The organism is Pseudomonas sp. UBA6753 (assembly GCF_002453565.1).
Taxonomy (GTDB): Bacteria; Pseudomonadota; Gammaproteobacteria; order Pseudomonadales; family Pseudomonadaceae; genus Aquipseudomonas; species Aquipseudomonas putida_Z.
Genome location: NZ_DKHD01000048.1, coordinates 16,212 through 27,628, shown reverse-complemented (window position 1 = coordinate 27,628; position 11,417 = coordinate 16,212). Strand labels below are relative to the sequence as shown.

The 11,417-nt window shown below is 65.5% G+C and carries 10 protein-coding genes; 3 read left to right on the top strand and 7 right to left on the bottom strand.

Going from position 1 to position 11,417, the window contains the following annotated elements; genetic code table 11:
- Positions 1-142: 142 nt before the first annotated feature.
- The 3 genes from B2790_RS19005 (at position 143) to B2790_RS18995 (ending at position 4,323) form a co-directional block, all read left to right on the top strand.
- Entirely contained in the window at positions 143-1,255 is a 1,113-nt protein-coding gene (locus B2790_RS19005; protein WP_286919488.1) for a PepSY-associated TM helix domain-containing protein, read from the top strand.
- Positions 1,252-1,437, top strand: a complete 186-nt coding sequence (locus B2790_RS19000) for a hypothetical protein (protein WP_286919487.1) — start codon at positions 1,252-1,254, stop codon at positions 1,435-1,437. The genes B2790_RS19005 and B2790_RS19000 overlap by 4 nt, the downstream gene beginning before the upstream one ends.
- A 66-nt stretch (positions 1,438-1,503) precedes the next feature.
- Positions 1,504-4,323, top strand: coding sequence for a dermonecrotic toxin domain-containing protein (locus B2790_RS18995; protein ID WP_286919486.1), 2,820 nt, complete (start codon positions 1,504-1,506; stop codon positions 4,321-4,323).
- Here the strand turns inward: B2790_RS18995 and B2790_RS18990 are convergent.
- Genes B2790_RS18990 through waaF form a run of 7 tightly spaced genes read right to left on the bottom strand, consistent with a single transcriptional unit; the run spans position 4,284 to position 11,244 of the window.
- Positions 4,284-5,726, bottom strand: coding sequence for a lipopolysaccharide kinase InaA family protein (locus B2790_RS18990; protein ID WP_025337414.1), 1,443 nt, complete (start codon positions 5,724-5,726; stop codon positions 4,284-4,286). The two genes, B2790_RS18995 and B2790_RS18990, sit on opposite strands and share 40 nt — an antisense overlap.
- Complete coding sequence (locus B2790_RS18985; RefSeq protein ID WP_286919485.1) at positions 5,726-6,478, bottom strand: lipopolysaccharide kinase InaA family protein; 753 nt, start codon at positions 6,476-6,478, stop codon at positions 5,726-5,728. Before B2790_RS18985 ends, B2790_RS18990 begins: the two co-directional genes overlap by 1 nt.
- Positions 6,475-7,209, bottom strand: a complete 735-nt coding sequence (locus B2790_RS18980; RefSeq protein WP_025337412.1) for a lipopolysaccharide kinase InaA family protein — start codon at positions 7,207-7,209, stop codon at positions 6,475-6,477. The genes B2790_RS18985 and B2790_RS18980 overlap by 4 nt, the downstream gene beginning before the upstream one ends.
- Positions 7,209-8,015 carry a lipopolysaccharide core heptose(I) kinase RfaP gene (gene rfaP, locus B2790_RS18975; RefSeq protein ID WP_025337411.1) on the bottom strand — a complete coding sequence of 269 codons (807 nt, stop codon included), beginning with the start codon at positions 8,013-8,015 and terminating at the stop codon, positions 7,209-7,211. Before rfaP ends, B2790_RS18980 begins: the two co-directional genes overlap by 1 nt.
- Positions 8,012-9,136 carry a glycosyltransferase family 4 protein gene (locus B2790_RS18970; RefSeq protein WP_013970538.1) on the bottom strand — a complete coding sequence of 375 codons (1,125 nt, stop codon included), beginning with the start codon at positions 9,134-9,136 and terminating at the stop codon, positions 8,012-8,014. Before B2790_RS18970 ends, rfaP begins: the two co-directional genes overlap by 4 nt.
- Entirely contained in the window at positions 9,136-10,194 is a 1,059-nt protein-coding gene (waaC, locus tag B2790_RS18965; RefSeq protein WP_286919484.1) for a lipopolysaccharide heptosyltransferase I, read from the bottom strand. Before waaC ends, B2790_RS18970 begins: the two co-directional genes overlap by 1 nt.
- Positions 10,195-11,244, bottom strand: coding sequence for a lipopolysaccharide heptosyltransferase II (gene waaF, locus B2790_RS18960; protein ID WP_013970536.1), 1,050 nt, complete (start codon positions 11,242-11,244; stop codon positions 10,195-10,197).
- Positions 11,245-11,417 lie beyond the last annotated feature (173 nt).

Genomic DNA, 11,417 nt, shown 5'->3' with positions numbered 1-11,417 from the left:
ACCAAGGCCACTGGCCGGTTGGTGGCCGACCCGGGCGCGCAGTAACTGCTGCGGCAACGCGTCCCCCCTGTGGGAGCGGCCTTGTGTCGCGAAAGGGCTGCGCAGCAGCCCCAGCTTCCAACAGGCAAAAATCGGTACCGTGATGAAAAGCCCAACCATCCGCCGCTGGTCGGTGATCCACACCTGGAGCAGCCTGGTCTGCACCCTGTTCCTGCTGTTGCTGGCAGTCACCGGCCTGCCGCTGATCTTCCACCACGAACTCGAACACCTGCTCGGCGACGCCCCCGAACTGCGGGAAATGCCGGCCGATACACCACACCTCGACCTGCAGCAGTTGGTGATCAAGGCCGAGCAGCACCGCCCCGGCGAGGTCATGCAGTACTTCGGCTACGACGAGGAAGAAGCCAATGGCGTAGTGGCCATAACCGCCGCCACCGCCGGCACCGAACCCAATTCGTCGCACACCTTCATGCTCGACGCCCGCACCGGTGAAGCCGTGGCCATGCCGGCCGCCAACGGCGGCTTCATGATGACCATGCTGCGCCTGCACGTGGACATGTTCGCCGGCCTGCCCGGCAAGCTGCTGCTGGCCTTCATGGGCGTGCTGTTCGTCGTGGCGATCATCTCCGGCACCGTACTCTACGCACCGTTCATGCGCCGCCTGGACTTCGGCACGGTGCGCCACGGCAAATCCCGTCGCCTGCGCTGGCTCGACCTGCACAACCTGATCGGCGTGGTCACCTTGGCCTGGGCACTGACGGTAGGCGTGACCGGCGTCATCAGCGCGCTGTCGGACCTGGTCATCGCCGCCTGGCGCAACGACAGCCTGGCCGCCATGGTTGCCCCGTACCGTGATGCCCCACCGCTCACCGAACGTGCCCCGGCCACCGACCTGCTGACCATCGCCGAACAGGCCGCCCCCGGCATGCGCCCGGACTTCATCGCCTTCCCCGGTACACGCTTTTCCAGTGAGCACCACTATGCGGTGTTCATGAAGGGCGCCACGCACCTGACCTCGCACCTGCTCACGCCCGTGCTGATCGATGCGCGAACACTGGCGGTGACCGCCGTCGGCGAACGCCCCTGGTACATGAATGCCATGGGCCTGTCGCAACCACTGCACTTCGGCGACTACGGCGGCCGGCCAATGCAAATCCTGTGGGCGCTACTCGATGTGCTGACCATCATCGTCCTCGGCAGCGGCTTGTACCTGTGGTGGGGCAAACAACGCACGAAGCGGGAGGCGCGGGCATGAGCCACAAGTCACAGCCGACCTGGCGCATCTTCATCTGGCCGATGGTCGTGGCCCTGCTCACTGCCGTGGGGTTGTTTGCCGCCTTGCTGGGGGACGGGGTCTGGGACAGCCTGGCCTGGCTCGGCCTGGGGGTGTCGGTGGCTCTCGGCCTGCAAGGTTTCTACCCTCGTCCACGGCAGTAACCGGGTAATACCCGCACCCTCTTTTGCCGCGACATGGTTGGCTCCCATTTTCCAAGGAGCCATACCATGACACCTTTGCAGCGCCTCGAAGCGCTCGATCAACAACTCGTCGCCCTTGAGCAAGGCAAACCCGAACTGGCGGGCGAAACCGAAGCGGCCGCCATGCGTCAGCGTTTTTTTGGTGACCTGGCAGCGTTCTGGAACGACCCTGTCGAAGCAGGCCACAGCCGCGTCCGGCAGCTGCGCGAACTGCGTCATGAGCAACTTCTGACCGAACTGGAACTGCGCCTCGCCGACCAGACCCTGGACTACAGCCACATCAGCCTGCTGCGCACCTCCCTGGAGCTGCCGCTACCCTGGCAGCGCAACCACCTGCCAGACACCCACCGGGCCCAGGTTTTTCGGCCGGTATTCAACCGCTCAAGCCCCCATGGCCGGTTGCCGTTACCCGGCGTGCTGGTATTGGTGGCAGACGCACCGGAAGGGGCCGATGCCGAGCCTGAAACAGCCACAGGCCAGGCACTGCTGTGCAGCGTTTCTCATGGCGTTGAAGGCTTCGCCAACCTGGCCGAACTGCACAGGGAGCTGTGCGAGCGCCTGGACGACCCCATGCAAAGCCGGCCAATGCTGCAACTTCTACCCCGCCTGCAGGACCAGCAACTGGTCCGGTGTGCCGACCGGCTGCGCTACGAGTGGTTTACCGGCGACCTGGTCGAACAACAGGCCAGTGACGTGATCGACGCGCAGCATCAACGGCTCACTATCGCCTGGCACGCCGCCTGGGCGCTTGACCAGAACCCGGATCTGCCGGCGCTGAAAAGCACCCTGGCCAAACAGCAGTCACTGACCGATCTCATGGGCAGCCAATATGCGTTGTCCACCCGTTATGCGCTGCTGCTGGAAAAACACCTGCCCGCCTGGCTGCGCCAGAGCTCCACGCAAAGCCTGACGCACATCATGCAAACGATCCAGGAGCTCGTCGGCGCCATCACCCAGGCTGCTGCACCCGGCCTTTTGACCCTGGAGGCGTTCGGCAATCGCCACCACCTGCTGGCATGGGTGCGCGAACGCCTTGGCAAGGCGCTGCGGCGCGAATTCTCCATCGAATTGCCTGCCGAAAAAGTCTGCATAACCGTCACACTTGCACACCGCACCGGCCCGCTGATCAACCCGCTGGCACCTTCAGGTTACGTGGCCGTTGCCAACCGTCGCCATGTCGGTGGCACCATCGAACTGGTAACCACCACCTACCGCCTGGACGAGCTGGCCCTGCTGAACATCGGCTGGTTCGACGTCGATTACTGGCTGACTGCCCGAATACACCACGAAGACGGTTCCACGCTGGAATCGATATCCGCAGAAGGGGTAAAGCGCCTGGTGCGCGAGCTTGACGCCGGCAGTGGTTACATCCGCTACCTGCGAACCCACCTGCTGGAGTCTCCTGGTGCGCGCTGGCGCATGCAATGCCACGGCAACATGAACCGCGCCCGCATGCGCGCCGAGGCGGCCAAGGCCCGCTATGCCAGGCACTTTCTGAACGATACCCACGAGCGAGGCTATCGCTGGGTCAAAGCCGTCACCGACCACCCCGACAACAATTGGCGCCCTACCATCGACGAGCATCGTATCGCGGTGCGCCAGCTGATCATCGACGGGCACACGCTGCAAGGGGTACTGCTGCTCAACGCCGAGAGCGACAACCAGCCGTCGCTGGTGCTGTATACACCGGACGCACCCGACCGGCGCGCATGGCGTGAATTCCCCGATACCCGGGCGCTGCTCAGAACCCTTCGCAGCACGCCGTCCTTGCGAAAGTACCTGATTCAGCGCGCGCCTCTGGCTGATGGCAAGCGGCTCGACAAGTTGGTGCGCAAGGGCCGCCTCGGGCCATATGTGCAAAAGCCGATGATCAACGGCAACCTCTTCGATGCCCTTTACAAGGCCCAGGTCCACGCCATGATCGCCGAGGCCGATACCAACAGCCGCAGCAACCGCGAGCTGCTCGGCGAGTACGGGCTGTCGACGCTGCGCCTGGTTCTCGACATGATCAGCCTCGTGCTACCGGCCCCGACAATGTCAGCCCTGGCCTTCGGCCGTATGTCGATTTCGCTGTGGGACGGCTTCGAAGCCCTGGAAAAAGAGGATTACGCAGCAACCTTCCACCACGCCATGGCCGCTTTGAGCCACAGCGCCGACGGGTTGTCCAGTTTCGCTGGCTCGCCCCTCATGCGCAGGGCGATGCGCGGCCTGCCACCGCAACCCCCGCGCCCACTGCCGAAAACCCACGAAGCGGCCGTGGACGTGAGCAAGCTGCGCTACCGGATCGACGGGGTCCATGGCGAGGAAGTGTACGAACAGATCAACAGCGTGCCAGGTCCGGACCGGTACTTCGTCAAGGACAGCCAGGGGCGGTTGTACAACGTCCACTTCGACGGCTATCGCTGGAGGGTGCTCGACCCCAGGCAGCCGGATGCCTACGCGCAGCTGCCGATCAAACGGCTGCGCAATGGCAATTGGGTGGTCGATTCCATCGTGCTTTGGCATGACGGGTTGCCTGACATAGCCCACCTGTTGGAAGAGGTACGCCTGCAACCGCCGCTTGAGGGCGAACCGGTGGCAGGGGAAGCCGACCTGCACGACGCCGGGGGGCAACTCTATCTGCAGCTGGGTGACCAGCAGTTGCCGGTTCGTCGGCACCTGCTCGCCGGGCATTACCATCTGCTGCTGCCCGAGAAGGCACTGGGCGCAGTCCACGCCTGGGCAGTACTGCGCCAACAGGGCGGCCAATGGCGTATTCGCGTGCGCCAGCCAGGCCGCAGCAGCGACTGGCTGGCACTGCCGGCGGATTACTCGGCCAGCTTGGGCAGCAGCCGGTCCAGCCGCTGATGCAAGGCACTGCCACTCGGCCAGTTGCGCAGCAGCCGCGCCCGATCACGGGCGTAGGCCGGGGCAAAGCTGAGCTGGGTGGCGTGCTGGCACATGGCGTCGAGGTCGATCAGCGACCACTGGCCGTTGTGCCAGAACAGGTTGTGGCCCTTGAAGTCGCCGTGGCTGATACGCTCGCGAATCAGTTGCTGCATCACATGCACCAGGGCATCCACCTGCTCCTCGGGCGCATCGCCGTTATCCACGTAGGGCGCGAAGCATTCGGCCAGGTCCGGGCCATCGACATACTCGGTGACCAGGTAGGCACGGCTTCGCAACCCCATCACCCGCTGCTCCAGCACCGCGAGTGGACGCGGCGTGGCAATGTCGAGGAATTCCAGGCGGTGGCCTTCGATCCAGGAATGCCAGGCCCGGCTCGGGCGCCAGAAGCGCTTGAACCAGTGTGCGGTGTTCTTGATGTTGTAGCGTTTGAGCACCAGCGTGCGGCCGCCAACCTCGATGCGCGCCACACTGGCCGCACCACCGGTCTTGTACAGGTGGCCCTGGTCGATCAACGCGTCGGCCTGCTCCAGCACCGGCAACATGGCTTCGACCTCGTCGCGGCGGACTGCCCGCAAGCCCGAAAGGCTGCGCTCGACACTGAACAGGCTGCATTCACGACCAGCCTTTTCCAGGTAATCCTTCTGGCGCCAGCTGCGCACCTTGTCCACCTGCTTCTGCAAGGCTTCCAGCGGCAGCGCATGCTCGGCGTTGGCCAGCAGGTAGTGCACCAGCAGTTCTTCGATGAACGGCTCCAGGCGCTTGGGTAGCTGGGCGAAGAACACCCCCAGGTTTTCCAGCACACGTGGGCGCGACAGCTGCTGGCCAGGCGTTTCGGCCTTGATGCCGGCGCCGTCGATCAGGTACAGCTTGCCGCCGTGGCGCAGCAGGTTGTCCAGGTGCAGGTCTTCCTGCCACAGGCCCCGGGCGTGCATGTGCGCCACTGCGGTGAGCGCCTCGCCCAGCACCAGGTGCTGCTCGTCGGCCAGTACCGGCAAGCTCTCCACGGCCGCCCAGGCATCGGCCAGGCTTTCGGCGCCGTCGAGGAATTCGAACAGCAGCCAACCGCCCTCGCCTTCCTTGAGGCCGTCGGCCAGCAGCTTCGGCGTGGTCAGGCCCTGCTCGGCCAGCAGCTTCACGCCTTGCAGTTCGCGCTGGAAATGCCGTGCAGCGTTACCACCGACCAGCAGCTTGGCCAGCACCGGGGTACCGCGCCACACGCCGGCGCCCACATAGCGCTGGCCCGGCAGCACGCGCAGCAGGCTGAGCAATTGCAGGTCGGCCGTGCCGGCAGCATCGGCCAGGGTGATGCTCAGGGGCAACGAGGGGCTGCGCCCGGCCTCTTTCAATTCAGACAAACGCATCAGCGGGCCTCTTTTTCACGACGGCGTTGCGTCAGGCGTTGCAGCCAGGTATCTACCAGCGTGCCATCGGCAGGCTGCGCCAGGTAGCTGGCCAGCAAGGTACGTACATCACGCTCGCTCCAGACCGGTGCGCGACGCAGCAGCGGCTCCAGGTCCTTGAGACGGTCACGCATGCCGAACAGCAGGGGGCGGGTCTTCTCCAGGTCAATCAGTTGCGCGTCCCAGCCTTCGCGGCGCTGGCGCAGGAAGATGTGCTTGGGGTAGAAGCAACCATGCACCTGGCCGGCGCTGTGCAGGGTGCGCGCCAGCTGGCCGCAGGCCTGCAGGACGCCATTGCATTCAGCATCGCTCAGTTGTGGCCACCGGGCCAGCAGGCTGTCGAGGTCGGCCCATTCGTCCAGGGCGCGAGTCATCAGAATCGCCCGGTGCGTGCCGCCTTTCTTGCGCTCGCCATAGAACACCGCCTGCAAGGCCGGAATCTGCAGCTTCTGGTAACGGCTGATGTTGCGGAATTCGCGAGCGAAGGTCGGCTCGCCGAATGGCCGGTGCAGGGTACGGGTCAGGTAGTCGCTCTGGCGCTTGAGGTAGTAGCCCTTGCCTTCGAGCTCCAGGCGGAACACGCTGCTCCAGCCACCGCGGCCGGTGTTCGGTTCGTCCACGGCATCCAGTTGCAGCGCCCACAGCGCCTCGAAGTCGTCCAGGCCATGGCGTTTGAGCAGCGCGAGGTCCGCGCTGGCCAGGTAATCGGTCATTCCCTTCCCTCGAAAAAGCTCACCACCTGGCGAATGCGCTTCTTGTCACGCACATTCAGCCGGTCGCGGCCACGGTATTGCAGGTAGAAACGCAGGCGCTGGGTTGCCGACAGGTGGTATTTGGCCACTTTGTCCAGGCACGCCAGGTCCTTGATCATCCGGTGCCGCCACATGAAGCCGCGCCAGAAATCGCCGGTGGGGCAGTCGATGAAGAATAGCGTGCCCTGGTCGTCGACCAGCAGGTTGCGCCATTTCAGGTCGTTGTGGGCGAAGTGGTGCTGGTGCATGACCCGGGTGTGGCGCGCCAGCTGGCTGCTGACATGCCCGACCCAGGCGCGGTCGGCCAGGCGTGCATCATTGCGCTCGGCCAGCGCCGACAGGTCTTCGGTGCGCGGCAGTTCGCGGGTGATCATGGCCCCCCGGCCAAAGGCCAGGCCATTGCGCTCCAGGCCCCAGGCCACCACTTCGGCAGTGGGGATGCCCCACTTGTCGAACTGCTTGAGGTTCTGCCATTCGGCCTTGATCCGCGGCCGGCCCAGGTAACGGCGCATGTGCTTGCCGGCCCCGGTGTAGCGCTTGACGTAGTAATTGACCCCGTCACGCTCGATACGCACCACCTCGCTGATCGGGTCGCGGGTCAGGCGCTCGCCTTGCAGGGCAAATACCGCTTCAAGGCTGCCGAAGTCCGCCGCCAGGTGTTCGTAGCCCGGCGCCAGTGTCCACCCCGCCATCAGAGTGCATCCCCATAACGTTGCTTGCGGTCGTAGAGTTTCTGCGCCTTGCGCTCCAGCCAGGCGAGCAGCGCGGCTTCATCCTTCAGGACCTGCCGCAGCGGGCGCTGGAAGTAACCGCGCAGGAAGCGCAGCTTGTCGCGCTGGGTCAGGCCGATGTCCAGCGCCGAGAAGTACAGCGCGGCCAGGTCCTTGTCACGCCAGCGGCGGCTGATTTTCGCCCGGGTCTGCGCGCGGTGCAGGTCGATCACCGACAGTTTGAAGTCATCCGCCGTCACCGGGCGGTCAGTGTGCAGCAGGAAGTGGCAGATGTAGCAGTCGCGGTGGTTGACCCCCGCGCGGTGCATGCCGCCGGTCATCTTCGCCACTTCGGCGATCAGCGCGCGCTTCAGGCGCGGCTCGGGCGGCTGCCTGACCCAGTCGATGCTGAAGTCTTCCAGGCTGATGGTCGGCGCCAGTTCTTCGGTGATGATGAACGAGTGCTGCGCGGCCGGGTTGCTGCCACGCTCGCCATAGGCGACGGCAGTCATGGTCGGCACGCCAACCTGGTGCAGGCGCTGGATGGCCTGCCATTCCTGGCCGGCGCCAAGCACCGGCAGCTTGGCGGTAAGCAGGTTCTTGAAGATCTCGCCCCAGCCAATGCCGCGGTGAATCTTGACGAAGAAGCCCTCGCCAGCGACCTCTGTGCGCAGCGTGCGGCGCCCTTCCAGTTCGCGATAGACCTCGCCTTGCAGCGCCTCCACGGCATCGAAGGCATCACGCCCGGCCCACAGGCGCTTGAACGGTTCGGCCAGTATCAGCTTCATGCGGACTCCTGCCCCAGGATCACGTCGGCGGCATGCTGCGGCATGCTGTACAGATCGGCGGTTTCAGCAAACGCCAAGCCGTTGCGCGACCAGCTGGCGCGGGCCTGTTGGTCTTCGAGCATGCGCTGCAGGTAGCCATTGAGCTGTTCCTGCTCGAACGGCTCGTCCAGCACCAGGCCGCTGTCGGCCTCGGCAATGTAGTGGGCGTAGCCGCACACCTTGGAGACCAGCACCGGCAGGCCGGCCACCAGCGCCTCGAGCAGCACCGTGCCGGTGTTCTCGTTGTACGCCGGGTGGATCAGCAGGTCGGCGCCCAGCAGGAAACGCGGGATGTCGCTGCGGCCCTTGAGGAACTGCACCTGCTCGCCCAGGCCCAAGGTAGCGCTTTGCAGCTGGAACACCTTGGGGTCATCCTGGCCGATCACCATCAGCCTGGTGCGCTTGCGCAGGGCCGACGGCAGCGCGGCCAGGGCCTTGAGGCTGCGGTCAACGCCCTTGGTCTTGAAGCCCGAGCCAATCTGCACCAGCAGCAGGTCGTCATCGCCCAGGTTGAATTCCTTGCGGAACTCGGCGCGGATTTCGCCGGCATTGGCCGGCGCGCGGCGGTCCTGGGAAATGCCCGGCGGCAGCAGGTGGAAACGCTCCACCGGGGTGCCGTAGTGCTTGATGAACAGCGGCTGCTGCACTTCGGAAATCATCAGCACTTCGGTATGGGCGTCCTTGGCGAACACCGCACGTTCGTACTCGGCAAAGTGCCGGTAGCGGCCCCAGCGGCGGTACAGGCCGCCACGCAGGGTCTGCGCCTTGTCCTCGAAGCAGCCGTCGGCGGCGTAGTACACGTCCAGCCCAGGCATCTTGTTGAACCCGATCAGGCGGTCGACCGGGCGCTTGGCCAGGTCGGCGGCCATCCAGGCGCTGAGCTTCTCGTTGCGGCGGTGGTTGAAAATCGCCTTCACCGGCGCCACCAGCACTTCGAAGCCCGGCGGAATGTCACCCTCCCAGATCAACGTGTACACACGGATCTGGTGGCCCCGCTTCTGGCATTCCAGGGCAATGCGCATGAAGTCGCGCTGCAGCCCGCCGAAGGGGAAATATTTGTAAAGCACGAAAGCCAGTTGCATCAACGGACATCCTCAGCCAGCAGCAACGCGCTCAAGCGGCTCGCCACATGCTCGGGATTCAGGCGAGTGAAGCACAATGGCCACTCGCGTTTCAGATCGAACCGGCGCAGGTCGTCGGCGCTCGGTTTGTAGGTGCACTTCTTCTGCAGGCAGGGCGCGCAGGGCCAGTCACTGGCCTGGTGAATCTGGGTCCGTCCGTAGGCGCCGGTCAGGCCCGGGTTGGTCGGGCCGAACAGCGAAATGGTGGGCACATCGAGTGCCGCCGCAAGGTGGCCGAGGCCGGTATCGACCGCCACGCAGGCTTTTGCCGCCGCCAGCACGCGTGCGACGCCGGCAAGGTTCAATTTGGGGAGCACCTGGCAGTTGTTCAAGCCCTGGGCGATGCGCTCGGCCCGCGCCTTCTCGGCCGGGTTGCCCCACGGCAGGCGCACTTCCAGCTTGCGCCGGCCCATGCGCTCGGCCAGTTCGCGCCAGTAGGCTTCGGGCCAGTGCTTGGTCGCCCAGGTGGTGCCATGCAGGAACACCACATAGGGGGCGGCCGGCGGCAGTTGCAGGCGCTCGAGGTCGAGGCCGTAGTTGCCGATGCCTTCCGGCAGGTCGTAGGCCAGGGCCATGGCGAACAGCTGGCGCACCCGCTCCACCGCGTGCTGGCCGGTGGCAACCGACAGGCGCCGGTCATAGAAGCGGCTGGCCCAGCCTTCGCGGGCCGAGTAGCGGTCCAGGCCAGCCACCGGCGCCTTCACGTAGCGGGTCAGCCAGGCCGATTTGACCAGGCCCTGGGCGTCGATCACCAGGTCGTACTTGCGCTCGCGTACGCGTTGCTTGAACGCCTTCCACTCGCCGCTCTTGATGGTTTGCCAGACGTTCTTGCGCCAGCGGCGAATGGCCACCGGGATCACCTGGTCGACCGCCGGGTGCCAGCTGGGGATTTCGGCGAAGCCTTCTTCCACCACCCAGTCGAAGCGGATGCCCGGGATGGCGTGGGCGGCATCGGTAAGCGCCGGCAAGGTGTGGATCACATCACCTAGCGACGAAGTCTTGATGATCAGTACCCGCACTTAGTCGACCTCGGCCACGGTATCGATCAGGTCCGGCCCGGTCAGGCTGTGCAGGGCAGCGATGACTTTGCCCGGTTCCAGCAGGCGCAGGCAGTTGTAGTGGCCGAAGCGGCAGGTGCGGTCGAAGCACGGGCTGCACTCGATGCCGGTGCGCACCACTTCCACGTGCTCGGCCAGCGGCGGGGTGAAGCCTGGCGAGGTCGAGCCGTACACCGCCACCAGCGGGCGGTTCAGCGCGGCGGCCACGTGCATCAGGCCCGAGTCGTTGGACACCACGGCATGGGCGCAGGACATCAGGTCGATGGCCTCGGCCAGCGAGGTTTCGCCGGCCAGGTTGGACGATTCTTCACGCAAGCCCGGGATCAGGCGGTCGCGGATCTGCTCACCGACCGGGTGATCGTTCTTCGAGCCGAACAGCCACACCTGCCAGCCCTGGCGGATCATCGCATCGGCCACGGTGGCGTAGTGCTCGGCCGGCCAGCGCTTGGCCTCGCCGAACTCGGCACCGGGGCACAGCGCCAGCACCGGGCGGTCCAGCTCCAGGCCGAACTTGGCCAGGGCGGCGTCGCGGCTTTGCGCTTCGATCTGCAGGCTGGGGCGCGGGTACGGCTGCGGCAGCTCGGCGCCGGGTGCGTAAGCCAGGGCCATGAAACGCTCGATCATCAGCGGGTAGCGGGCCTTGTCCAGCTTGCGCACGTCGTTGAGCAGGCCGAAGCGCATTTCGCCGCGCCAGCCGGTGCGCTTGGGGATACCGGCAAAGAACGGCACCAGCGCCGACTTGAGCGAGTTGGGCAGCAGGATGGCCTGGTCGTACTGGCCGGCCAGGGACTTGCCGATGCGTCGCCGCGTGGCCAGTTCCAGTGCGCCGTGGCCGAGCGGGAAGCTCAGGGCCTGACGGACCTCGGGCATGCGTTCGAGGATCGGCCGGCTCCACTCGGGGGCCAGCACATCGATCACGCAGTCGGGGTGCTGCTGTTTCAGGCACTGGAACAGGGTCTGCGCCATCACCATGTCGCCGACCCAGCTGGGGCCAATGATCAGTATTCTCATGCTTAGTCCAGAAACGCTCGGGGAGGCTACAGGCTGCGGTACAGCCTGGCCTCCCCTCTTTATATTCAGGCTATGTGGCGGACAGTGTACCACTCACATGGCCCATTCGCGGGCACGCCCGCTCCCACAGGTATTGCACGGTCCTCTAGGTCTGCGCTTTCCCTGTGGGAGCG

Bases quoted from the DNA above. Each gene is read 5' to 3' on its own strand.
- B2790_RS18990 (WP_025337414.1), bottom strand. From the start codon at position 5,726: ATGCGTTTGTCTGAATTGAAAGAGGCCGGGCGCAGCCCCTCGTTGCCC.
- B2790_RS18995 (WP_286919486.1), top strand. From the start codon at position 1,504: ATGACACCTTTGCAGCGCCTCGAAGCGCTCGATCAACAACTCGTCGCC.
- waaF (WP_013970536.1), bottom strand. From the start codon at position 11,244: ATGAGAATACTGATCATTGGCCCCAGCTGGGTCGGCGACATGGTGATG.
- B2790_RS18985 (WP_286919485.1), bottom strand. From the start codon at position 6,478: ATGACCGATTACCTGGCCAGCGCGGACCTCGCGCTGCTCAAACGCCAT.
- B2790_RS19005 (WP_286919488.1), top strand. From the start codon at position 143: ATGAAAAGCCCAACCATCCGCCGCTGGTCGGTGATCCACACCTGGAGC.
- B2790_RS19000 (WP_286919487.1), top strand. From the start codon at position 1,252: ATGAGCCACAAGTCACAGCCGACCTGGCGCATCTTCATCTGGCCGATG.
- rfaP (WP_025337411.1), bottom strand. From the start codon at position 8,015: ATGAAGCTGATACTGGCCGAACCGTTCAAGCGCCTGTGGGCCGGGCGT.
- B2790_RS18980 (WP_025337412.1), bottom strand. From the start codon at position 7,209: ATGGCGGGGTGGACACTGGCGCCGGGCTACGAACACCTGGCGGCGGAC.
- B2790_RS18970 (WP_013970538.1), bottom strand. From the start codon at position 9,136: ATGCAACTGGCTTTCGTGCTTTACAAATATTTCCCCTTCGGCGGGCTG.